We start from the raw sequence: 23,112 nt of genomic DNA, 5'->3' as shown, positions 1-23,112 counted from the left end.
CCGGGTTTGTCAAGGCGGGAAAGATGCCTTGACAAACCCGGCCACCGGCTGAACTGATGGCTGGGATGAGGGGCGGGGGAGGTCTGGGGACGTCGTTGGTCGGCTTGCGTTGCCGGCCGGCCGTTTGTCGGTTTGTGGGCTCAGGTTGGCTTGCGCAGGGGGAGGCCGGCTGCTCGGTAGATCTCGTCGATCACCGTCATCGTTTTGATCGCGTCAGCTGCTGAGGTTTTTGGTGGGGTTTCTTTCAGGGTCGCCTCTGCGAATGCGGCCAGCTGGTATTCGTATGTTGGTCGGCGGGGGAACTTCTCCGTTCGGCGGGTTCCGTCTGTGCGGACCGTGAAACGGTGGTACATCTGGGGCATCAGGGGGTTGAGTACCCGGATCGAACCGCGGGAGCCGGTCACCGATGCGCTGATCTTCAACACCGATGACGACCACATCGAGCACGTCAGGCGGCCCGTGTGGCCTGAGGGGTACGCCAGCTCCGCCGTCATGGCTCGGTCCACTGATGGTGATTGCAGCTTCGCGGTCGCCGACACCACCGAAGGTGTCTCGCCGCCGAACAGGCGGGCCATGTGGACCGCGTAGCAGCCTGCGTCCATCGTGGCCCCGCCCGCGAGGTCGTAGTCGTACCTGATGTCGGAGAACTTCGGCAGGGGGAAGCACACCGCTGTCTCCACGTGCTGCAACGTTCCCAGCTCGCCCGACGCCACGATCTCCTCCACCCGCAACGCCAAGGGGTGGTACCGGTAGTGGAACGCCTCCATCACCACGCGGTCCGATGCTGCCGCCAGGTCGGCTATCTCGCGAGCCTCGTCCGCGTTCGCCGTGAACGGCTTCTCGCAGAGCACGTGTTTTCCGGCCGACAGGGCCGCTCGGGTCCAGTGGCCGTGGAGGCCGTTGGGTAGCGGGTTGTAGACCGCGTCGATCTCCGGATCCGCCAGCAGCTCCTCGTAGCCGGTGAAGACCCCGGGGATGTTGTGCCTGGTTGCAAACGCTTGCGCCCGGTCGTGGGAGCGGGCCGCGACTGCGGTGACCGATACCGAAGGCAGTGCTGCAGCGGGCTTGATCAGGGCCGCCGGGGCGATGCGGGCCGCCCCCAGGATGCCGATCCGCAGGGTCATGGGCGCGAAGTTAGCACCGGCCGGGATTTCAACAGGCAGTTGACCTCTTCAACAACGAGTTGTAGCGTCCGCCCTAGCCGAACAGTGGAGGTCCGTTATGTCCCGTTCCCGTGCCGTGCAGGCGGTGCTGCTCGCGAGCCTGGCCGTGCTGGTGACGGCCTGTGGTGGCGGTCCGGACGGCGCCGGTGGGACGTCGCAGGCCGCCGGGGCGCCCGCGTCCGGCATTCCGGACACCGCCGCCATCGTGCAGGGTGTGCAGAAGGACGCCCAGCTCAACGCGGGTCTTCCGGCGAACGTCAAGCAGGCCGGCCTGCACCTGGCCTCGAACCTGCAGTCCGCGCCCAACAACTTCTACGCCGCCGACGGCAAGACCCCGATCGGCTACGAGGTCGATCTCGCCAAGGCGATCGCCGCCAAGCTCGGGGTTCCCGTCGCCCACCAGGACATGGCCTTCGGCTCGCTCATCACCAGCCTCCAGTCCGGCCGCATCGACCTCACGATGGCCGGGATGAACGACACCAAGGCCCGCCAAGCGCAGATCGACTTCGTCGACTACTTCACCTCGGGCATCACGATCATGATCCGCAAGGGCAACCCGGACGGCATCACCGGCCCGGACACGCTCTGCGGCAAGAAGGTCGCCGTCGTGCAGGGCACCAGCCACCAGAAGTTCGCCGGCGAGCAGAGCGCGAAGTGCACGCAGGCCGGCAAGCCCGCGGTCGACGTCACCGCGACCGACAGCGACAACCAGAACCAGAACCAGCTGCGCACCGGCCGCGTCCAGGCGATCCTCAACGACCTGCCCAGCGCCGTCTACATCTCGCGCACGGCCGGGGAGGGCAAGTTCTTCGAGGTCGTCCCGGGTGAGCCGATCGACGGCGGCCCGTACGGCATCGGCGTCAACAAGACCAACACCGCGCTGCGCGACTCCGTGCAGAAAGCGCTGCAGGCCCTGGTCACCGACGGCACCTACGGCAAGATCCTTCAGGCCTGGGGCGTCGAGCAGGGTGCGATCAAGGAGGTCGCGGTCAATGGTGGATCGTGAGGTGGCGGCTCCCGAACCGCTCCCGATCGTCCGGCTGCGGCACTGGGGCCGCTGGGTCGCCGCCGCGATCATCGTCGCGCTGCTCGTCCTGCTCGGCGTCGCCCTCGGCAACGCGCAGATCGAGTGGAACCAGGTCCCGGACTTCGTCTTCTACAAGGTGATGGCGACCGGCCTGCTCAACACCGTCGTCCTCGCCGTGCTTTCGCAGGCCGTCGCGATCGTGCTCGGCATCGTCATCGCCCTGCTGCGCCGCAGCGCCAACCCGGTCGCGCGGTGGTTCGCCGCCGGGTACATCTGGATCTTCCGCGGCCTGCCCGTGCTGCTGCAGATCCTGCTCTGGTACAACCTGGCGCTCGTCTTCCCGGTGATCGACATCCCGTTCCTCGTCCACGAGCAGACGAACGTGCTGATCAGCGCGTTCACCGCCGCATTCCTCGGCCTGGCGCTCAACGAGAGCGCGTACATGGCCGAGATCGTCCGCGCCGGGCTGAACAGCGTCGACAGTGGACAGACCGAGGCCGCGAAGTCGATCGGCATGACACCCGCCGCCACGCTGCGCCGGGTCGTGCTGCCGCAGGCCATGCGCGTGATCATCCCGCCCACCGGCAACGACTTCATCAACATGCTCAAGGGCACGTCGATGGCGTCGGTGATCGGCGTGACCGAGCTGATCCACGCGGCCAACAACATCTCGTCCAACAACCTCCTGGTCATGGAGACGCTGCTGGCCGCGGCCGTCTGGTACATGGTCGTGGTGACCGTCGCCGGCGTCGGGCAGCACTACCTGGAACGCGCGTTCGGGCAGGCCGACCGCGGCCCGCTCGCCCGTGCGGGCAAGGCGTTGCGCGGAGTTCCGCTGGTGAGGAGTGCCCGTGTCTGAGCCCCTGTTGCGTGCTGTCGGCGTCCGGAAGTCCTACGGCCACACCGAGGTCCTCGGCGGCATCGACCTGGACGTCCACAAGGGACAGGTCGTCTGCCTGCTCGGGCCGTCCGGCGCCGGGAAGAGCACGTTCCTGCGCTGCATCAACCACCTCGAGACGATCGACGCCGGCCAGATCTGGGTCGACGGCGAGCCGATCGGCTTCCGGCAGCGCGGCGGGAAGCTGTACGAACTGCGCGAACGCGAGGTCGCCCGCCAGCGGCGGGACATCGGCATGGTGTTCCAGCGGTTCAACCTCTTCGCCCACCGGACCGCGATCGAGAACGTCGTCGAGGGCCCGATCCGGGTGCTCGGCCTTCGCGCCGACGAAGCCCGCAAGCAGGGCCTCGAGCTGCTCGACCGGGTCGGGCTCGCACACCGGGCCGACGCCTACCCGGCGCAGCTGTCCGGCGGGCAGCAGCAGCGGGTGGCGATCGCGCGGTCACTGGCGATGAAACCCAAGCTGATGTTGTTCGACGAGCCGACGTCCGCGCTCGACCCGGAGCTGGTCGGCGAGGTCCTCGAGGTGATGAGTACGTTGGCGGGGGAGGGGATGACGATGGTCGTCGTGACGCACGAGATGAGCTTCGCCGCGGAGGCCGCCGACGAGGTGGTGTTCCTGGCCGACGGCGCCGTCGTCGAGACCGGGCCGCCTGATCAGGTCCTCAGCGCGCCGAAGCACGAACGCACCCGGCAGTTCCTGGCGAGGATCCTCGCGTGACGCGGATTTCGCCCCGGTACCTGCTCCAGTTCGACGAGCCCGCCGGCTACCTCGACTTCGCCCGCTTCGGCCCGCCGTCGCACGCGGTGCTCGACACGACCGCCGCCCTGCTCGACCAGGCCACCACGGCCGGGCCGTCCACAGTGGACGAGCTGATGCGGCAGGAGATCCGGGCCAAGGCCGCCGCCGCGCGGCTGTCCGGCTCGGACACCGACCACACGGTCCTGCTGCCGCACACCAGCCTCGGCCTGTTCCAGGCCGCCTTCCACAGCACCGGTGAGGTGCTGGTGTCGGCGTCGGAATTCCCGGCCAACACCTACCCCTGGGCTCGCGCCGAGCAGGCCGGCCGGCTCCGCGTCCGGCGTCTGACCAGCGGTTACGTCACCCCGGAGCGGGTGGCGGAAGCGTTGACGCCGGAGATCACGACGGTCAGCGTCAGCGCCGTCGACTTCCGCACCGGCCACCGCGCCGACCTCGCCGCCCTGCGCGAGGTCGTCGGCGACCGGCTGCTGGTCGTCGACGGCATCCAGGGCTTCGGCGTCGTCGACGAGCCGTGGGAGGTCGCCGACGTACTGGTCGTCGGCGGCCAGAAGTGGCTGCGCGCGGGCTGGGGCACCGGGTTCGCGGTACTCTCCGACCGCGCCCTCGACCGGATGGACCCGGTGCTGTCCGGCTGGACCGGCGCGCGCGACCCCGGCCTGTTCGACGACGAGATCCACCCGCCGGACGACACCGCCCAGGCCTGGTCGATCTCCAACCTCAGCCCGATCACTTCCGGCGCGTTCGCCGAGGCCCTCGAGCTGGTCGAGGACACGGGTGTCGGCGCCATCGCGGCCCGGATCGCCGAGCGGCTGACCTCGTTCGAGGAGGTCCTGGCGGCCTGCGGTGCCGACGTCGTTTCGGCGGTCGACCGCCGGGCGGGGATCCTGGCGTTCACGCTGCCCGGCCACCCGGCCGAGCAGGTCGGCGCGGCCCTGGCCCACGCGGGGATCGCCGCGACCGTCCGGCCCGAGCACGTCCGGCTGTCGCCGCACGCCTCGACGCCGGCGGCAGCCGCGGACCTGCTCCGGGAAGCGCTGGAGACGTTGACGCGGCCACGGGAACCCCTGGTCGTCCCGGCCGCGGGCGCGACGACGCACGAGGTGCTCACCGCGCTCGTCCCGGCGATCCCGGGGCTCGCGGCGATGCTCGGGCCGGGCAACGAAGTCCTGCTGCACGACCTGAGCCGGCTGCCGGACTCGATCGTCGCCATCGCCGGCGACCTCACCGGCCGCCGTGTCGGCGGGCCGATGACCGACCTGCTGCTCGGCCTGGTCCGCCGCGGCACCACCCAGGACCTGACGAACTACCGCACGCACGGCCCGGACGGCCGGCCGATCCGCTCGTCGACGTTGTTCCTGCGCGATGCCGACGGTGTCGCGGTGGGCTGCCTGTGCGTCAACAGCGTCGACACGGCCGCGTCCCCGGGCGGCAACGGCGAGCCGGAGACTTTCCCACCGGACGTCGACAGCCTGCAGCGGTTCCTCGTCGACCGGGCGGTGACGAAGGCCGGCATCCCGGTGGACCTGATGAAGAAACGCCACAAGGCGGCGGTCGTGCGGGAACTCGACGAAGCCGGTTATTTCCTCATCAAGGACGCGGTCGACCACCTGGCCGGGCGCCTCGACGTCACCCGCTACACGATCTACAACTACCTCAACGAAATCCGCGCCTGATCGGCCGCTTGCCAGCCGCGCTTCCCGGGCGGACCATGGCGCGCATGACCGAATCGGACACGCGGGCCCTGGTCCGGCTCGAAGCGGACGGCGAGGCGGACGCCGAGGAGTTCGACCTGCTCGCCCGCCGGCTGCGTGCCGAGCTGGGCGAGCTGGACGTGGACGTGCTGCCGGTCCCGGGTGAGCTCCCACCGGGCGCGAAGGCCGCGGACCCGGTGACGATCGGCTCGCTCATGGTCGCCTTCAGCGCGGCCGGCGGCGTGTTCCCGGGCCTGGTGGAGACGCTGCGCGAGTGGCTGGGCCGCCAGGCGGGCAAGCACAAGATCAAGGTGACGATCGACGGCGACACCGTCGAACTCGAGCGGGCGACGTCGGCGGAGCGGCAGCAGCTGATCGAGGCGTTCGTCCGGCGGCACGCCTAGTCATTCCATACAGGACTCCACGGCCTCCGCGGCGAAGGAAACCCCGCCGTGGCCGCGAATCTCCGCCTTCAGCTCCGCCAGCCGCGATGCCACCGAAGCCGACGAAGACACCTCATCGACCGCCGACCGCAGGGATGCCGCCGTCACCGACTCGGCAGGCAGGTGACGGCCGACGCCCAGCGCCTCCAGCTGGGCCGCGTTGCCGAACTGGTCCGCGGCCTGCGGAATCGCCACCGTCGGCACCCCGAACCACAGCGCCTCCGTCGCCCCGCCCATCCCGGCGTGCGTGATGAACGCCGACGCCGCTTCCAGCACAGCCAGCTGTGGCACGCTCTCGAACACCTCCACCGAGTCCGGCAACGGCCCCAGGTTCGCGGGCGAGACGTGCTTGCCCAGCGAAATCACGACGTGCCAGTCTGCCGCGAACGCGGAAACACACGCCCGGTACACCGGAAGCTGGTCGTTGTACGCCGTCCCGAACGACACGAGCAGGACCCGGCGGCCCGATGACGGTGGCGTCCACGACCGGTCGGCCAGCCGTGCGGGATCCAGGCACGGCCCGACGAACCGCACGTGCGGCCCGACTCGGTCCGCGTTCGGCTGCATCGCCCGCGGGATCAGCGAAAGCACCTGCGACGGGTGCCCGATCCACTCCCACGGGTCGGCCGAAACGCCGTGGGACGCCAGCCAGGCCGCATATGTCCCGGCGTAGTCCACTCCGGACGGTGACGCCTTGATCGGCTCCAGCACCGGAGCCATTTCCTCGTCGTAGCCTTCCCACGCCACCAGTGTCGGCGACAGCTGGACGGCCGGGACGCCGTACCGCAGCCCCAGCAGGGGCGCACCCAGGCCGCCGATGTCGTACAGCACCAGATCCGGCCGGTCCTCGTCGAACCGGGCGGTCAACGACGGGTGGATCGCGATGGCCTCGTCGAGGAAGACGCGCATGGCTTCGGCCGGCTCCTCCGGCCACGCGGCCGCCTCGCCGAGCGGGAACGACGTCGGGTGCTCGACGACCTCCGCGCCGGTCGGTGCGACCAGCGACGCCAGCGGCGCGCCGACGACGTAGGACACCCGGTGGCCGCGGCGGACCAGCTCGGCGAGCACGCCCAGCGACGGGTAGATGTGGCTCGGCGCGGTGCAGCCGACCATGACGATGTGTTTGCGCAGCATGGTGCTCCTTCAAGACGAGGAGAAACAGACGGCGCGCAGGTGAAGGGACCCTCCCGATCGGCGGGGAGCCCGGCGGTCACGCCGTCTCAGACGAGGCGGAGCCGGATGAAGAAGATCATGGGACCGACCGTACGGGGTCCCGGATCGCCCGCGCCACCCGATTTCCACCTTTCGTAGGGCATTCGCGGGCCCGCACCCGTTTGACCGTCCCGCCGGGGCGCCGCCGGGTCTAGGGTTCTCCCGCCCGAAGTCGCAGGGGAAAGGGAGAAAACAGTGAGACGTGCCGTAATGGCCGCGGTGGCTGCCGCCGCGACGGCGTCCGCGCTCGTGGCCGCGCCCGCCGCGAACGCCGCGCCGGCCGCACCCGGGGGACAGGCGTCGATCGCCTGGGGTGCGTGCACCGATCCGACGCTGGTCGCCGCCGGTGCCGACTGCGGGTACCTCTCGGTCCCGCTCGACTACCGCCGGCCCGGCGGGGAGCAGATCCAGCTCGCCGTCAGCCGCGTCAAGCACAAGGTGGCCGACGCGCAGTACCAGGGCGTCATGCTGACCAACCCCGGCGGCCCCGGCGGGTCCGGCCTGCTGCTGGCCACCCGCGGCCCGCGCGTGCCCAACCACGCCGGCGACGCCTACGACTGGATCGGCTTCGACCCGCGCGGGGTCGGCGCCAGCAAGCCCGCGCTGAGCTGCGACCCGAACTACATGGACTACAACCGGCCGCAGTACGTGCCGTTCACCCCGCAGCTGGAGAAGACCTGGCTCGACCGCTCCAAGGGGTACGCCGAAGCCTGCGCGAAGAACAACTCGCGCGCGCTGCTGGAGAACATGAAGACCACGGACACGGTCCAGGACATGGACTCCATCCGCAAGGCGCTCGGCCAGCGGCAGCTGAACTTCTACGGCTACTCCTACGGCACCTACCTCGGCCAGGTGTACGGCTCGCTGTACCCGCAGAACGTCCGCCGGATGGTGCTCGACTCGACGGTCGACCCGCGTGGTGTCTGGTACGGCGACAACCTCAACCAGGACGTCGCCTTCGACAAGAACATCCTGATCTGGTTCGGCTGGGTCGCCCAGCACGACGACGTCTACCACCTCGGCAAGACCCAGGCCGCGGTGCAGCGCGTGGTCAACGAGCAGCTGCTCAAGGCGCAGTTCAACCCCGCCGGCGGCGTGATCGGGCCGGACGAGATCCTCGACGTCATCCAGCAGGCCAGCTACTACCAGCTGCGGTGGACGCTGCTGGGCGACGCGCTGTCCCGGTTCGTCAACAAGGGTGACTGGCAGAACTGGAAGACGCTGTTCGAGGCGTTCGGCGGCCGCGGCGACGACAACGGCTACGCGGTGTACCTCGCCGTGCAGTGCACCGACGTCCAGTGGCCGCAGAGCTGGAACCAGTGGAAGCGCGACAACTGGAAGACGTTCGCCAAGGCGCCGTACTTCACCTGGCAGAACGCGTGGTTCAACGCGCCCTGCCTGTACTGGCCCGCGAAGGCCGGGAAGCCGGCCAAGGTCGACGGCCGGGGTGTGCAGAGCGTGCTGATGATCGACGAGACGCTCGACGCGGCGACGCCGTTCGAAGGCAGCCTCGAGATCCGCAGCCGGTTCCCGGGTGCTTCGCTGATCGCGGAGCCGGGCGGCACCAGCCACGCGATCACCCCGCGCGGCAACGCCTGCGTCGACAACAAGATCGCGGACTACCTGGCGACGGGTGCGCTCCCGGCCCGCAAGCCGGGCCGCACGGCCGACGTCGAGTGCGCCCCGCTGCCCCAGCCGACGCCGCCGGCGCCGACCGCGGCCAAGGCCGCCACGGCCGACGCCGTCGCGGCGACGCAGGGTCTCGTTGCCGGGCGGTTCACCGGCTGACCTGCTAAAACCCCTTGAAGCGGGGTGTCGGGCCCAGTGTCCGGCACCCCGCTTCTTCATGGGCTCAGCGTGGTTTTCGGCGCCGGGGGCTTTGAAGCTGCGCGGACTTTGTGTTACAAAGTGCAGATCGAGTTTGAAACGCAAAGTCCACGAAAGGAGGACGCCATGACTGGGGGACCGGCGTTCGCGCTCCACGGCCTCACCAAACGGTTCGGGCAGGTCACGGCGGTCGGCGGGGTGTCCGTCGAGGTCGCGCGCGGCGAGGTCGTCGCGCTGCTCGGGCCGAACGGCGCGGGCAAGTCGACCACCGTCGACATGCTGCTCGGCCTGACCAAGCCGGACGCGGGGGAGGTCACCGTCGCGGGCGGCAGCCCGCAGGACGCCGTCGACCGGGGGCTCGTCGGCGCGATGATGCAGAACGGCGCGCTGCTGCCGGACGTCACGGTCGGCGAGATCGTCGGCCTGGTCGTCTCGACGCACCGGAAGCCGCTGCCCGCCGACGAGGTGATCGCCCGCGCGGGGCTCGAAAAGCTCGTGAAACGCCGCTGCGGCAAGCTCTCCGGCGGCGAACGGCAGCGCGTCCGGTTCGCGCTCGCGCTGGCCGGCGACCCGCAGGTGCTCGTGCTCGACGAGCCCACCGCGGCGATGGACGTCGACGGCAGGCGCGCGTTCTGGGCGGCCATCCGCGAGTACGCCGCGGGCGGCCGGACCGTGCTGTTCGCGACCCACTACCTCGCCGAGGCCGAGGACTACGCCGACCGCGTCGTGCTGATGCGCCACGGCGCCGTCGTCGCCGACGGCCCGGTCGCCGAGGTCCGGGCCGCGGTGTCCGGCCGGGTGCTGAAGGCCGCCGTCCCGGGCGCCACCGAGGCGGAGCTGGCGCACCTGCCGGGCGTCACGAGCGTGCAGCTGCGCGCCGGCCGCGCCGAGCTGGCCTGCGCCGACTCCGACGCCGCCATCCGCGCCCTGCTCGTGGCCCACCCGGCCGCGTCCGACATCGAAATCACCGCGCTCGGCCTCGAAGAGGCCTTCCTGGCGCTGACCGCAGAAGAGGCCGCCGCGTGAACACGACGTACCTGACCCTGGAGATCAAGCGGATCGTCCGCAGCCCGCAGTTCACCCTGTTCACCATCGGCATGCCGGTCGCGATGTACCTGCTCTTCGGGGCCATCTTCGGCGACTACGTGCTGGACAACGGCATGCACTCGAGCACCCAGACGATGATCGGCATGGCCGCGTACGGCGCCAGCAGCGGTGCGCTGTTCACCGGCACCCGGGTGGCGCAGGAACGCACGGACGGCTGGCAGCGGCAGCTGCGGCTCACGCCGATGCGCGGCCCCGGCTACCTGGCCGTCAAGGTCGCTTCGGCGATGGCGGTGGCCCTGCCGGTGCTGGTGGCGATCTTCTTCGTCGGGTTCCTGCGCGGGGAACCGCTCACCGCGGCCCAGTGGGGCAGCCAGCTGGTCTTCCTGTGGGCGGCCACGCTCCCGTTCGCCGTCCTCGGCCTGGCGATCGGCCTGTTCGGCAAGGGGGACACGGTCGGTGCGGTCACCGGCGCGCTGATGATGCCGCTCGGCATGCTCGGCGGCCTGTGGATCCCGCTGGAGATCCTGCCCGGCTGGATGTCGACACTGGCGCACTTCCTGCCGACCTACTGGCTGCGCCGCGTCGGCCTCGACCCGCTGACGCACACCTCGGGGACCTGGGTGGCGGCGCTGGTGCTCGCGGGCTGGCTGCTCGTGCCCGCCCTGGTCGTGATGCGCCGGTTCCGGCTGGACACGGCCCGGCTCTAGATGCGTGTTAGCTTCCGTGCAGTGATGCGGGGTCTGCACGGGAGAGGGGCGAACCAGGTGGATGACGAGCCGATGTCGGCGGAGGAGTCGTTGCACCTGATCGCCCGGCAGCACCGGCGGACGCGCCGGGAACTGGGCGGGGGCCAGGCGCGGATCCTCGCGGCCTGGGCCCTCGCCTGGATCGTCGGCTGGGGGTTCACCTACGTCACGACGCTGCCCGGGGTCGACGTGCCCGGCTGGGTCGCCGGCGGCATCGTCGTCCCGCTGCTGTTCCTCGGCGCCGTCGGCTACACGACCTTCACCAGCATCCGCTCCGGCCGCGGCATCCGCGGGCCGTCCCGCACGATCGGCGCGATGTACGGCTACGGCTGGGCGATGTCCTCGATCGGGCTGATGGTCGTCGACATCCGCATCACGCAGTTCCAGACGCTGACGCCGGACCAGGTGTCGCTGCTGTGGACCGGCACGTGGCTGCTGCTGACCGGCGTGATGTACCTGGCGGGCGGCATGGTGTGGCAGGACAAGCTGATGTACGGCCTCGGCGCGTGGATGATCGTGTCGGCCGCGCTGAGCGTGCTGGTCGGGTACCCGGCGAACTTCCTCGTGCTCACCGTCTGCGGCGGTGGCGGGTTCCTGCTGGGCGCGATCGTCTACTTCGTCCGCGAGAAGACCGGCCGATGAGCGAACTGCCGCAGCTCGACCCGGTCATCCACGCCCAGGCGCGGCTGCGGGTCACGGTCGCGCTCGCCGGGCTGCGCCCCGGCGACCAGATCACCTTCCCGAGGCTGCAGCAGCTCCTGGAAATGACGGCCGGCAACCTCTCGACGCACCTGCGCAAGCTCGAGGACGCCGAGTACGTCGAGATCACCAAGGCCTACGAGCACCGCACGCCGGTCACCCTCGTGCGGCTCACCGCGGCCGGGCGGGCGGCGTTCGAGAGCTACACCAAGGCGCTGCACCAGCTGCTGGACGCCACCGGCGGGGACTGACGTGGGCCGCTGGGTGATCCACCTCGACCTGGACGCCTTCTACGCGTCGGCCGAGCAGCTCACCCGCCCGACGCTGGCCGGGCGCCCGGTGCTCGTCGGCGGGCTCGGGCCGCGCGGGGTCGTCGCCGGCGCGAGCTACGAGTCGCGCGTGTTCGGCATCCGGTCGGCGATGCCGATGGCCCAGGCCCGGCGGCTGCTGCCGGCGAACGGCGTCATCGTGCCACCGCGGTTCCGCGTCTACGAACGGCTCAGCCAGGAGGTCTTCGCCGTCGTCACCGAGGTCGCGCCGGTGCTGGAGAAGATTTCCCTCGACGAAGCCTTCGCCGAGCCGGCGTCGCTCGCCGGGGCCTCGTTGGACGAGGTCATGGCGTTCTGCGCGTCGCTGCGGGCGCGGATTCGTGCCGAGACCGGGCTGGTGGCGTCGATCGGGGCGGGCAACGGCAAGCAGATCGCGAAGATCGCCTCCGACGAGGCCAAGCCGGACGGGCTGCTGGTGGTGCCGCAGGGCACCGAACGGGAGTTCCTGGCGCCGCTGCCGGTGCGCGCGCTGTGGGGCATCGGCCCGGTCGCCGAGGGGAAGCTGCGGTTCATCGACGTCCAGACGCTCGGCCAGCTGGCGGCACTGTCCGAACAGGACGCGGTGGCCACCCTGGGCGGCGTGGTCGGCCGCGAACTGCGGCGGCTCGCGACCGGCGCCGACGACCGCCCGGTGGCCGGCCGCGCGGAAACCAAGCAGGTCAGCGCCGAAACGACGTTCGACACCGACATCAAGGACCTGGCCACGCTGCGGGCGGAGGTCCGCCGGATCGCGGTGGGCGCGCACCAGCGCCTGCTGAAGGCCGGCCGGGTGGCCCGGACGGTGGTGATCAAGCTGCGCCACACGGACATGCACACGGTGACCCGCTCGGAGACGATCTCGGCGCCCACGGACGACCTGGCCGAGCTGTCGGCCACGGCGGAGAGGCTCCTGATCGACCCGGCGGATTTCGGCGGCATCCGCCTGGCGGGGGTGGCCTACAGCGGGCTTTCCGTCCCGCACCAGGACGCTTTGTTTTCCTTGGCCGCGCCTTCCGTGCCGTCGACGGTGGTGTCTTCGGCCCCGGCGCCGGCTCCGGCGGCACCGCCGTCGGAGTGGCGCCAGGGCGACGACGTGGTCCACGAGGAGTTCGGCACGGGCTGGGTCCAGGGCGCGGGCCACGGCCGGGTGACGGTCCGCTTCGAGCACCGGTCGTCGGGACCCGGCATCGCCCGGACCTTCCCCCAGTCGGACCCCGCCCTGACCCGCGGCGACCCCGGCGACTGCCTGCGCTGACCCCTCGTGAGTGAGAAACAGTGTTCTAACACTGTTTCTCACTCACGAGGGGTGGGGGACTACTCGGCCGAGCAGCCCTGCAGCTTGGCGACTTCCTGGCCCGCCAGGAGGAACGCGCCCACGCCGTAGGCCGCGGTGTCCGTTGCGTGGGCCGTCGCCGGGCGGTCGCCCACCGGCTGGACGTATCCCACCAAGCCGCTCGGCTGCAGCGCCTTCGTCGACAGCGCCGTCCACGCCTTGTCCACCACCGGGCGGAAGCGGGCCGCGTCGAGGATGCCCGCCGTGATGCCCCAGCCGAGGCCGTACGTGAAGAACGCCGTGCCGCTGGTCTCCGGGCCGCCGTGGTCCCACGGGTTCAGCAGGTCCGCGTTCCAGAACCCGTCACGACGCTGGACCAGAGCCAGTGAGAAAGCCATCTTCTTGAACACCCGCAGGTACTCCGGCCGCCGCGGGTCGTCGGTCGGCAGCACCTGGAGGACCTTCGTCAACGCCGACAGGGCCCAGCCGTTGCCGCGCGACCAGAACACGCCCGAGCCCTTGAACCGCGCGTCGCGGTACCACAGCCCGGTGAACTCGTTGAACAGCTTGCGTTCCGACGACCGGAACAGCTGGTCCATCGCGTCCAGATAGGACGGATCGTGGTCGATCAGGCTCATCCGCGCGAACGACGGCATCGCCATGTTCAGCGCGTCGACGTAGTTCCAGTAGTCGCGGTGGCCGGCCTGCACCGAAGCCACCTCGGCCCGGATCCGCGTGCGGATCGAGTCCAGGGGGATTTCCGGGTGGAAGTACGTGTACAGGTCCAGGTACGCCTCGCCGGCGGCCTGGTTGTCCGGGAAGAACGGCCGCTTCGGGTCGTCCGGGAGCAGGTACTTGTTGGCCTGCGCCCAGGGGTACGTCTTGTGGTTGGACTGGCCGGTGGTCCGGACCAGCGCCAGGTTGCCCACGTGGAACGTCGCGTTCTGCCAGTCCGGCGCGTCGAGGTTCGTCCCGTTGGCCACCCAGTAGTTGCCCGCGGACACCATTTCGTCCGAAACGGGGCAGGTCGCGGCGGAGGCGGCCACCGGGGCAGCGAAGAGACTGCCGGCCACCGCCGCGGCCGCGAGCACGCCGGAACCGCGAATTCCCGGGAAACGCATGAAAGCGTCCTCCTCAGCTCATGGCGGCGGTCATCCGCAGCGAGTGAAGCGCTTCCCGGTAACCGTGTCAAGGTACCGATCACCGGTACGCCGCAACGGTTTCCAGCAACCGGCGGGACACGGCTTCGGCGCCGTCGGCGTTCTTCGCCAGCACCAGCGTCAGCACCCGGGAATGCGCCACCAGCTCCATCGGCTCGCCGTTCGCCTTCAGCGCGGCGATCACCGGCACCTGCAGCTGCGCGATCAGCGCGTTCCCCGACGCCCGGATCAGCGCCGCGTGGAACCGCGAATCGGCGTCCCGGAACGCCTCGCCGTCGCCACGCTCGACCGCGTCGGCCATCTGCCCGTACGCGGCCGCCATCGCCGAGAGCTCGTCCGGACGCCGGTGCCGCGCCGCCATCCGGGCCGCCTGCGGTTCGATCGCCAGCCGCAGTTCCAGCAGCTCGTCCAGGTGCGCGCGCCCGTCGGGGCCGCCGACGCGCCAGGCGATGACGTCCGGGTCGATCGCGTCCCACGCCTCGGGCGGCAGCGTCCACGTCCCGACCCGCGGCCGCGCCGTGACCATGCCCTTGGACTCCAGCACGCGCAACGCCTCGCGGACCACCGTCCGGGACGCGGAGAACCGGCGGCCGAGGTCCTCGGGGACGAGCGGCTGCCCGTCCCCGAGGGCCCCTTCGACGATGAGCCGGCCCAGTTCGTCGACGATGCGGGCGTGGAGGTTCACTCCGGCAGGCCGACGCGCCGTTCCCCGCTGCGCAGCTGTTGCAGCACGACCGCGATCACCAGCAGCGCGCCGTGGGCGACGTTCTGCCAGAACGGGTTGATCCCGAGGCCGGACATGCCGTTGTCGAGCACGCCCAGGATGATCACCGCGAGCACGGTCGAAATGATCGACCCGCGGCCGCCCTTGAGCATCGTGCCGCCGAGCGCGGCCCCGGTGACGGCCTGCAGTTCCAGGCCCTCGGACCCCGACGTCGGCTGGCCGGAGCCGGTGCGCGCGGTGATCAGCACGCCCGCGATCGCCGCGACCACGCCGACCAGGGCGTACACGCCGATGATGTACCGGTTGATGTTGATGCCGGCCAGCCGGGCGGCGGTGTCGTTGCCGCCGATGGCGTAGACGTTGCGGCCGATGTCGGTGTACTTGAGCAGGAAGTGCAGCAGCGCCGCGACGATCAGGAACACCCACACCAGCGACGGCAGCCCGAGCACGGACCCCTTGGCCAGGAAGATGAACAGGTCGTCGCCGCCGGTGTAGCCCTGCGCCTTGCCGTCGGAGATGACCTGCGCGATGCCCTTGTAGGTGGCGAGCATGGCCAGCGTCGCCACCACCGGGTTGACCCGCCCGAAGATGATGATCAGGCCGTTGACCAGGCCGCACAGGATGCCGACGCCGACCGCGGCGAGGATGCCCACCTCGGAGTTCCCGGTCGAGGTGAACACCATCGCCGAGACGACCGACGCGAGCCCGGCCATCGAACCGACCGAGATGTCCAGCGCGCCCAGGATGATCACCAGCGTCTGGACCAGGGCCAGCAGCCCCATGATGGTGATCGCGCTGCCGATGAGCAGCAGGTTGTTGGTGCGCAGGAAGTTGTCGTTCAGGATGCTCAGCAGCACGATCAACGCGATCAGCGTGATGATCAGGCTGGAGTTCTGCACGCCGATGCCGGACAGCACCCGGCGTGCGGCGCTCGGCTGCGGCAGGGCGGCGGGCGCCGACGTTTCCTTGGTGGGGGTGCTCATGCGCCGATCTCCTGGGCTTCGTCCACGGCTGGTTCGGTTTCGGGGATGGCGAGGGTCAGCACGGCTTCCTCGGTCGCCTCTTCGCGGCCGAGTTCGCCCGCGAGACGTCCGGCGCGCATCACGAGGATGCGGTCGGCCAGCGTCAGCACCTCGGGCAGGTCGGAGGAGATGACCAGCAGGGCGATGCCTTCCGCGGCGAGGCCGTCGATGATCCGGTAGATCTCGGCCTTCGCGCCGACGTCGACCCCGCGCGTCGGCTCGTCGAGGATCAGCAGCTTCGGCCGCCGCGCGAGCCAGCGCGCGAGGACGGCCTTCTGCTGGTTGCCGCCGGAGAGCTTCCGGACTTCCTGCTCCATCGACGGCGTCCGCACGCGAAGCTCGCGTACGTACTCCTCGACGAGCGCGCGTTCCTTCGCGCGCTTCACCACCCGGAAGCGGCGAAGCCGATCGAGGACGGCGATGGAGACGTTGTCGCGTACGGACCGCTGCATGAGCAACGCGTCTGTCTTGCGCTCTTCGGGCGCGAAGCCGATGCCGGCCTTCACGGCGTCACCCGGGTTGTGCGCGCGCAGCCGTTTGCCGTCGAGTTCGACGGTCCCGGACCGGATCGGCAGGTCGCCGACGATCGCGCGGGCCAGTTCGGACCGCCCGGCCCCGACGAGCCCGGCCAGGCAGACGACCTCGCCCGCGCGGACCTGCAGCGAAATGCCGGTGACGTCGTCGGTGGTGACGTCGTCGAGCTTCAGCACGACGTCGCCGGTGTCCTGCGTGGTCCGGCGTTCGAGCGCCGACAGGTCACGCCCGATCATCATCCGCACCAGGCTCGGCTCGTCGGTCTCCGCGGCCTGCTGGACGCCGACGAGCTTGCCGTCGCGAAGCACGGCGACGCGGTCGGCGAGCTGGAAGATCTCCTTCATCCGGTGCGAGACGTAGACGACCGCGACGCCGCTGTCGCGCAGCCGCCCGATCAGCCGGAACAGCGCCTCCACCTCGTGTTCCGACAGCGACGACGTCGGCTCGTCGAAGGCGATCACGCGCGGGGGCGTGGCCGCGGTGAGCACGCGCAGGATCTCGACGAGCTGGCGTTGCGCGGGGGAGAGCGCGACGCCGAGCGTGGCCGGGTTGAGGACGCCCTCGAAGCCGTACTCGGCCAGCGCGTCCTGCGTGGCCTTGGTGAGCGTGCGGCGGCTGAACACGCGCGCCTTCGCGGGGAGTTCGCCGACGAAGACGTTCTCCGCCACCGAAACGTGCGGGATGATCTCGGGTTCCTGGTAGATCACGCGCACCCCGGCGGCCATCGCCGCGCGCGGGGTGTCGAAGGTGACCTCGGTGCCGTCCAGGAGCAGCCGGCCGTCGTCCGGGCCCTGGTCGCCGGACAGCACGCGCAGCAGCGTCGACTTGCCGGCGCCGTTTTCGCCCATCAGCGCGAGGACTTCGCCGGAGCGGAACTCCAGCGAGACGTCGTCGAGGGCGGTGACCCCGGAGAAGCGCTTGCCGATGCCCTCGACGGCGAGCGCGGGCGGAGAACTGGACATGGTCGCCTTCCGTACGGCGGTCGTGAGTGGTAAGGCGGGTTCTAACCCGCCTTACCACTCACGAGGGGTGGGCGGTCAGGTGCAGTTGACGCCGGCCTGCTTGTAGTTGTCCTTGTTGACGATCGTGGTCTTGGCGATCGTCTCCGGCGGCAGGTCCTTGCCGTTCTTCACCTTGTCGACCAGCACCTGGATCGCCGAGCGGCCGACCTCGGCGCCGGAGATGTAGAGCGCGGACTTGTTGCCGGTGTCCTTGCCCGCGGCCCAGTCCTTGCAGGTGAGGTAGGCGCCGAGCCCGACGCCGATGATGTTGTTCGCCGGCACGCCGGAGTTGGCCAGCGCGGTGACGACGCCGGTCTCGTTCTCGTCGTTGCAGCCCCAGACCACCCAGTGCTTGACGCCCGGGTTGGAGCCGATCACCGCGCCGGCGCGGTTCTGCGCGTCGACCGGCGAGTTGTCGGTGCCGACGTTGATCACCTGGACGTCCGCACCCGCGGACTTGGCGAACGCGGCCTTCGCGGCGTTGACGCGGTCGGTGCAGACGGTCAGGTCCTGCTTGAACGCGCTGATGATCTTCGTGTCGGCGGCGGCCCAGCCGGCGGCCTTGTACAGCTTGCCGGCCTCGGTGCCGACCGAGTCGCCCATCTGGCTGCCGTTGAAGCCGACGAACGGGGCCTTCGCGCCGGTGCCGTCCTTGATGACGTCGTCGGAGGCGATCAGCGGGATGCCCGCGCTCTTGGCCTTGTCGATCACCTGCGGGCCGATGGCCTGGTCGGGGACGACGATGGCGACGCCGTTGGCGCCCTGGGCGACCGCCGCGTCGAGTTCGGTGATCGCCTTGTTGGCGTCCTGGCCGAGGTTGACCACCTTGAGCTCGACGCCGAGCTCCTTCGCCTTCTCCTGCGCGCCCTGGGCCTGCTCGACGAAGTACTGCTGGTCGCCCTGTTTCTGCAGGTAGTACAGGGTGATCTTGCCGTTGGCCGGCGCCTGCTGCTGCGGCGCCGCGGTGTCCTTGCCGGAGGAGCAGGAGGTCAGCAGGAGGCCGGAAATCAAACAACAACCAACAACGCTCCAGGTCCGGAACCTGTGCGGGTATGTGGACATCGAGTGCTCCCATGGGGCCGGGGACGAGTGGTGCGGGTCGGGTACCGCGAAGTGACTCGTATTACAAAACACCCGTTCGAGGAGCGTCAAGGCGCAGTTAGCGGAGCGAGACCTACTCTGCGTAGTTGCATCGTGGCAAGCATGCGCTTCAATTATCGTATTTTTTCCGGTCTACCCTGCGCGTTGTCCGGTTTTGTCCTGTGCGAATGTTCTGATCGGTGTTGTCGACTGTGGTGGAAGTTTCACGGTGGACCTGGACGGCATCGCTGTCCGATTCGCCCGGCTGGCAGGATGGCCGGACCACGTTAGGGGGACCCGATGACGAAGCACCGCGTCGCCGCGCTCGCCGGGATCGCCGTCCTGGCCGCCGCGTGCAGCCCGCCGCCGCAGCCGTCCGGACCGGCGCCGACGCCGTTCCCGGAGGCCGCGGCCTCCTCCTCGGGTGCCGCGCCCGAGGGGTCGTTCAGCGTCGTCGCCACCGGGGACGTCCTGATCCATCCGGCGCTGACCGAGCAGGCCGAGGCCGACGGCGGCGGGAAGATCGACTACCGGCCCCTGCTGGCCGGGATCAAGCCGCTGGTTTCCGGCGCCGACCTCGGCATCTGCCACCTCGAGACGCCGCTGGCGCCGGAGGGTGGGCCCTACAGCGGGTATCCGTCGTTCAGCGCGCCGCCGGAGATCGCCGACGCGATCAAGGACACCGGCTACGACACCTGCTCGACGTCGTCCAACCACACGATCGACCAGGGTGCCGAGGGCGTCACCCGCACCCTCGACAAGCTCGACGCCGCCGGCATCAAGCACACCGGCTCGGCGCGGTCGGCCGCCGAGGCCGCGAAACCGCTGATCCTCGACGTCCACGGCGTCAAGGTCGCGCAGGTGTCGTACGCGTTCGGGTTCAACGGCATCAAAGTGCCGGCCGGGAAGCCGTGGCTGGCCAACCAGATCGACGTCGACGACGTGCTGGCGGCGGCTCGCAAGGCCCGCGAGGCGGGCGCGCAGGTCGTCATCGCGAGCCTGCACTGGGGCGTCGAGTACCAGCACGACCCGACGGCCGAACAGCGGTCCCAGGCCAAGAAGCTGCTGGCGTCGGACGACATCGACCTGATCGTCGGCCACCACGCGCACGTGGTCCAGCCGTTCGAGAAGATCGGCGACAAGTGGGTGGCCTACGGGCTCGGCAACAGCGTCGCCCGCCACTCCGAACCGAAGGGCGACACGGAGGAAGGCGCGGCGGCCCGCTTCCGCTTCGTCCGCGACGGCGACCGCTGGAAGGTCGACAAAGCCGAGTACATCCCCACCCTGATCAAGCTGAACACCCCCATCCGCCTGATCGACTTGTCGACATCCCCACCGTCTGCCCAGGTGACCAAGGCCCTCCAGGACACGGACAAGAACATCCTCAGTCTCAAAGCCGACAAATCCGGCCTGACCCGCCCCGGCAAGTAACGGCGAACTCGCGTACCCAGAGGGTCGGTTCGCGTACCCAGAGGGTCGGACAGCGAGCCGACCCTCCAGGTACGCGAACCGACTGTCCAGGTACGCGAGTTCGCTGTTCCGGTACGGGGTTCAGTGGGTGCGGGTGGTGATCAGGCGGGCCAGGGACGTGAGTTCGGCGGCGGGGCGGGGGGCCGGGGCGGTTGCCGTGAGGTCGCGGAGGGCCTTGGCCAGGAGGGCGTCGGCCTGGGCCTGGCTCCACTGACGGCCGCCCGCGGCCTCCACCAGGGTGGCCGCGTGGGCCAGGTCCGCCGGGCCGAGGGGCTCTTGACGGGCGTAGAGGGCGGCGAGTTCCGCGGCCTCGCCCGTGCCCGAACACAGGGCCGTCACCACCGGCAGGGACTTCTTGCGGTTCTGCAGGTCCGAGTACACCGGCTTGCCGGTGACGGCCGGGTCGCCCCAGATGCCGAGCAGGTCGTCGATGTGCTGGAACGCCAGCCCGAGCGCCCGGCCGAACGCGCCGAAGCCGTCCGCGGGACGCGGCCCGGACGCCGCGCCCAGCGCACACGCCGCTCCGAGCAGGGCCGCCGTCTTGCCCTCCGCCATCCGCACGCACTCGCCCGGGGTGACGTCTTCGCGCTGCTCGAAGTCGAGGTCCGCGGCCTGGCCCTCGTTCAGGGCCAGGACCGCGGCCGACAGCAGCCGCGCGTTCGGCGCGCCGCTCGGGGCCAGCACCTCGAACGCCAGGCTCAGCAACGCGTCCCCGGCCAGCACGGCCGGTCCGATGCCGAACACCGTCCACGCCGTCGGCCGGTGCCGCCGGGTCGTGTCGCCGTCCATGACGTCGTCGTGCAGCAGCGAGAAGTTGTGCACGAGCTCGACCGCGACGGCGGCGGGGACGGCGTCGGCCGGGTCACCGCCGGCCGCTTCCGCGCACAGCAGCACCAACGCCGGCCGCAGCGCCTTGCCGCCGTCCGCCGAAGCCGCCCGCCCGTCCGCGTCCCACCAGCCGAGGTGGTAGCCGGCGATCCGCCGCATCGCGTCCGGCAGCCGCTCGGCGGCGGCCCGCAGCGCCGGGTCGACCAGGCCCTTGCTCCACGCGAGGACGTCGGCGAGCGGCCGCGCCGGGGTCCGCGTGTTCATGGCCGTCATGAGCGGCCGATCTGGACGTCGTCCAGGACGCCGAGCGCGTCGGGCACGAGCACGGCCGCGGAGTGGTAGGCGCTCACGAGGTAGGTCGTGACGGCCCGTTCGTTCGTCCCGACGAACCGCACGTTCAGCCCCGGCTGGTATTCGTCCGGCAGGGACTCCGGGCGCAGGCCGATCACGCCGGCGTCGGCTTCGCCGGTGCGCAGCGCGAGGATGGACGTGGTGCCGGCGGGGCCGATCGGGATCTTGTCGCACGGCAGCATCGGGACGCCGCGCCAGGCGGTGACGCGCCGGCCGTCGAGGGTCGTCGTGTCCGGGTAGATCCGGCGGGCGGTGCACTCGCGGCCGAACGCGGCGATGGCCTGCGGGTGCGCCAGGAAGAACCGGGTCTTGCGCCGGCGGGTGAGCAGGTCGTCCAGGTCGTGCGGGGTCGGCGGCCCGCTGCGGGTGGTGATGCGCTGCTTGAGGTCCGCGTTGTGCAGCAACCCGAAGTCGGTGTTGTTGACCAGTTCGTGTTCCTGCCGCTCCCGCAACGCTTCCACGGTCAGCCGCAGCTGCTGCTCGAGCTGGTTCATCGGCTGGTTGTAGAGGTCCGTGACGCGCGTGTGGACGTGCAGCAGCGTCTGCGCGACGGCCAGGTCGTACTCCCGCGGCGAAGGGTCGTAGTCGACGTAGGTGCCGGGCAGGACCGGCTCGCCGTCGTGGCCGGCGGTCAGGTCGATCGCCGCTTCCCCCTTGGCGTTCTGGGGTTTCCGCGGCCGTGACAGGGCTTCCGCGACGTGGGTGCGCAGGGATTCCGACCGGCCGTTGAGCCGCGCGTAGACCGCGGCGGGCAGCACCAGCGCGATCACGCGGGTGGCCGCCCGGGCGGTGAACGCCCACGTGCCGGCGTCGCTGCTGAGGAGTTCCTCGCCGAAGTGGTCGCCGTCGGCGGAGGTGCCGAGGTGGACCTCGTCGCCGTACTCGCCGGGCGTGTGGCGCGTGACCTTGCCGTGCGCGAGCAGCACCAGCATGTCCTGCGGCGTCCCGGCGGTGAACAGCGTCGCGCCGGCCTCGTATTCGCGCTGCTCGAACGCGTCCGCCAGCGCGGCGAGGGCGTTCTCGTCGCCGAAGTCGCGCAGCAGCGCGAGTTCCGTGAGCTCGGCGGGCACGACCTGCACGCGGGCGCCGGTGGTGAAGAAGCTGACCTTGCCGTCGCCGACGGTGTAGGTCAGCCGCCGGTTCACCCGGTAGCTGCCGGCCGGGACGTCCACCCAGGGCAGCTGGGACAGCAGCCAGCGGGTGGTGATGCCGCGCATCTGCGGCAGCGACTTGGTCGTCGTGGTCAGCGTCCGCGCCGCTGTGACGCTCAGCGAAAGCTGCAGCGACGCCGTTTCTTCGGTGACAGTCACGGTTTCACGCGCCGATCGGGTTCGGGTGCTTCGGGCGGACGGGCGCCGCCGGACTGCGGCACGACCCGGGCGGCGGTGGTGCCGAGCCCGGTCGGCCCGAACGCCGACGCGGGCAGGACGGGCGGCTGAACGTCCACTTCGGGCACCCGGGGCGGGGTGGTCGGCTCGGGCATCTACTCCTCCCGGCCGATTTCGGCGGATTCGAGGACGGCGAGGGCGTCGGGGACGAGGACGGCGGCGGAGTAGTAGGCGGAGACGAGGTAGGAGATGAGGGCTTGGTCGTTGATGCCCATGAAGCGGACGTTGAGGCCGGGTTGGTATTCGTCGGGGAGGCCGGTTTGGTGGAGGCCGACGACGCCTTGGTTTTGTTCGCCGGTGCGCATGAGCAGGATGGAGCTGGTGCGGGTGTCGGTGACGGGGATTTTGTTGCAGGGGAGGAGGGGGATGCCGCGCCAGGCGGGGACGTGGTGGCCGCCGAGGTCGACGCTGGTGGGGTAGAGGCCGGCTTTGGTGCATTCGCGGCCGAAGGCGGCGA

General features: G+C 70.6%; 22 protein-coding genes and 1 pseudogene. 12 read left to right on the top strand and 11 right to left on the bottom strand.

From position 1 onward, the window contains the following. Nucleotides 1-140 precede the first annotated feature (140 nt). A complete protein-coding gene (locus tag ABZW17_RS44955) occupies nt 141-1,124 on the bottom strand; it encodes a Gfo/Idh/MocA family oxidoreductase (protein ID WP_354828589.1) in 984 nt (327 codons plus the stop codon). Between the two features lie 97 nt (nt 1,125-1,221). Here ABZW17_RS44955 and ABZW17_RS44950 point away from each other — a divergent pair, with 97 nt between their 5' ends. Genes ABZW17_RS44950 through ABZW17_RS44930 form a run of 5 tightly spaced genes read left to right on the top strand, consistent with a single transcriptional unit; the run spans nt 1,222 to nt 5,946 of the window. Next, a complete protein-coding gene (locus ABZW17_RS44950; RefSeq protein ID WP_354828586.1) occupies nt 1,222-2,169 on the top strand; it encodes an ABC transporter substrate-binding protein in 948 nt (315 codons plus the stop codon). A gap of 1 nt (nt 2,170) precedes the next feature. Beyond that, nucleotides 2,171-3,049, top strand: coding sequence for an amino acid ABC transporter permease (locus ABZW17_RS44945; protein WP_354828595.1), 879 nt, complete (start codon nt 2,171-2,173; stop codon nt 3,047-3,049). Further along, nucleotides 3,042-3,809 (top strand): amino acid ABC transporter ATP-binding protein, encoded by a 768-nt coding sequence (locus tag ABZW17_RS44940; RefSeq protein ID WP_354828583.1) that lies wholly within the window; start codon nt 3,042-3,044, stop codon nt 3,807-3,809. The genes ABZW17_RS44945 and ABZW17_RS44940 overlap by 8 nt, the downstream gene beginning before the upstream one ends. Then, the gene (locus tag ABZW17_RS44935; protein WP_354828580.1) at nt 3,806-5,524 is read left to right on the top strand and encodes an aminotransferase class V-fold PLP-dependent enzyme; all 1,719 of its coding nucleotides are present in this window, start codon (nt 3,806-3,808) and stop codon (nt 5,522-5,524) included. Before ABZW17_RS44940 ends, ABZW17_RS44935 begins: the two co-directional genes overlap by 4 nt. A 44-nt stretch (nt 5,525-5,568) precedes the next feature. Further along, a complete protein-coding gene (locus ABZW17_RS44930; RefSeq protein WP_354828577.1) occupies nt 5,569-5,946 on the top strand; it encodes a hypothetical protein in 378 nt (125 codons plus the stop codon). Here ABZW17_RS44930 and ABZW17_RS44925 read toward each other — a convergent pair whose 3' ends face one another. Beyond that, complete coding sequence (locus ABZW17_RS44925; RefSeq protein ID WP_354828574.1) at nt 5,947-7,119, bottom strand: macrolide family glycosyltransferase; 1,173 nt, start codon at nt 7,117-7,119, stop codon at nt 5,947-5,949. It abuts the gene before it with no gap. 288 nt (nt 7,120-7,407) lie between these two features. Between ABZW17_RS44925 and ABZW17_RS44920 the strand changes: the two genes are divergently transcribed. The 6 genes from ABZW17_RS44920 (at nt 7,408) to ABZW17_RS44895 (ending at nt 13,079) form a co-directional block, all read left to right on the top strand. After that, on the top strand, nt 7,408-8,985 hold the full coding sequence (locus ABZW17_RS44920; RefSeq protein ID WP_354828592.1) for an alpha/beta hydrolase: 1,578 nt from the start codon (nt 7,408-7,410) through the stop codon (nt 8,983-8,985). A 165-nt stretch (nt 8,986-9,150) separates the two neighbouring features. Further along, nucleotides 9,151-10,050, top strand: a complete 900-nt coding sequence (locus ABZW17_RS44915) for an ABC transporter ATP-binding protein (RefSeq protein WP_354828571.1) — start codon at nt 9,151-9,153, stop codon at nt 10,048-10,050. Then, nucleotides 10,047-10,778, top strand: a complete 732-nt coding sequence (locus tag ABZW17_RS44910; protein ID WP_354828568.1) for an ABC transporter permease — start codon at nt 10,047-10,049, stop codon at nt 10,776-10,778. The genes ABZW17_RS44915 and ABZW17_RS44910 overlap by 4 nt, the downstream gene beginning before the upstream one ends. Before the next feature lie 57 nt (nt 10,779-10,835). Next, complete coding sequence (locus tag ABZW17_RS44905; protein ID WP_354828566.1) at nt 10,836-11,459, top strand: hypothetical protein; 624 nt, start codon at nt 10,836-10,838, stop codon at nt 11,457-11,459. Further along, a complete protein-coding gene (locus ABZW17_RS44900; protein ID WP_354828563.1) occupies nt 11,456-11,767 on the top strand; it encodes a transcriptional regulator in 312 nt (103 codons plus the stop codon). The genes ABZW17_RS44905 and ABZW17_RS44900 overlap by 4 nt, the downstream gene beginning before the upstream one ends. A 1-nt stretch (nt 11,768) precedes the next feature. Then, nucleotides 11,769-13,079 carry a DNA polymerase IV gene (locus ABZW17_RS44895; RefSeq protein WP_354828560.1) on the top strand — a complete coding sequence of 437 codons (1,311 nt, stop codon included), beginning with the start codon at nt 11,769-11,771 and terminating at the stop codon, nt 13,077-13,079. A gap of 59 nt (nt 13,080-13,138) precedes the next feature. Here the strand turns inward: ABZW17_RS44895 and ABZW17_RS44890 are convergent, their stop codons facing one another. From ABZW17_RS44890 to ABZW17_RS44870, 5 genes are all read right to left on the bottom strand, one after another. Then, complete coding sequence (locus ABZW17_RS44890; protein ID WP_354828557.1) at nt 13,139-14,218, bottom strand: glycoside hydrolase family 88 protein; 1,080 nt, start codon at nt 14,216-14,218, stop codon at nt 13,139-13,141. A gap of 79 nt (nt 14,219-14,297) precedes the next feature. Next, complete coding sequence (locus ABZW17_RS44885; protein ID WP_354828554.1) at nt 14,298-14,942, bottom strand: FCD domain-containing protein; 645 nt, start codon at nt 14,940-14,942, stop codon at nt 14,298-14,300. Continuing rightward, complete coding sequence (locus ABZW17_RS44880; RefSeq protein WP_354828551.1) at nt 14,939-15,964, bottom strand: ABC transporter permease; 1,026 nt, start codon at nt 15,962-15,964, stop codon at nt 14,939-14,941. The genes ABZW17_RS44885 and ABZW17_RS44880 overlap by 4 nt, the downstream gene beginning before the upstream one ends. Next, nucleotides 15,961-17,499, bottom strand: a complete 1,539-nt coding sequence (locus ABZW17_RS44875) for a sugar ABC transporter ATP-binding protein (RefSeq protein ID WP_354828549.1) — start codon at nt 17,497-17,499, stop codon at nt 15,961-15,963. The genes ABZW17_RS44880 and ABZW17_RS44875 overlap by 4 nt, the downstream gene beginning before the upstream one ends. Before the next feature lie 75 nt (nt 17,500-17,574). Further along, nucleotides 17,575-18,549, bottom strand: coding sequence for a substrate-binding domain-containing protein (locus tag ABZW17_RS44870; protein ID WP_354828546.1), 975 nt, complete (start codon nt 18,547-18,549; stop codon nt 17,575-17,577). A 369-nt stretch (nt 18,550-18,918) separates the two neighbouring features. Between ABZW17_RS44870 and ABZW17_RS44865 the strand changes: the two genes are divergently transcribed. Continuing rightward, on the top strand, nt 18,919-20,049 hold the full coding sequence (locus ABZW17_RS44865) for a CapA family protein (protein WP_354828543.1): 1,131 nt from the start codon (nt 18,919-18,921) through the stop codon (nt 20,047-20,049). 120 nt (nt 20,050-20,169) lie between these two features. Here the strand turns inward: ABZW17_RS44865 and ABZW17_RS44860 are convergent, their stop codons facing one another. The 4 genes and pseudogenes from ABZW17_RS44860 to ABZW17_RS44845 form a co-directional block, all read right to left on the bottom strand. After that, nucleotides 20,170-21,189: a family 2 encapsulin nanocompartment cargo protein polyprenyl transferase gene (locus ABZW17_RS44860; RefSeq protein WP_354828540.1), complete on the bottom strand. Its 1,020-nt coding sequence runs from the start codon at nt 21,187-21,189 to the stop codon at nt 20,170-20,172. After that, nucleotides 21,186-22,577, bottom strand: a complete 1,392-nt coding sequence (locus ABZW17_RS44855; protein WP_354828537.1) for a family 2B encapsulin nanocompartment shell protein — start codon at nt 22,575-22,577, stop codon at nt 21,186-21,188. Before ABZW17_RS44855 ends, ABZW17_RS44860 begins: the two co-directional genes overlap by 4 nt. Then, complete coding sequence (locus ABZW17_RS44850; RefSeq protein ID WP_354828534.1) at nt 22,574-22,750, bottom strand: hypothetical protein; 177 nt, start codon at nt 22,748-22,750, stop codon at nt 22,574-22,576. Before ABZW17_RS44850 ends, ABZW17_RS44855 begins: the two co-directional genes overlap by 4 nt. Next, nucleotides 22,751-23,112: pseudogene (locus tag ABZW17_RS44845) on the bottom strand (Crp/Fnr family transcriptional regulator); the annotation flags it as partial.

Origin of the sequence: Amycolatopsis sp. NPDC004625, assembly GCF_040609695.1 — a bacterium.
Classification (GTDB): Bacteria; Actinomycetota; Actinomycetes; order Mycobacteriales; family Pseudonocardiaceae; genus Amycolatopsis.
This window is presented reverse-complemented; position numbering and strand designations above follow the sequence as displayed.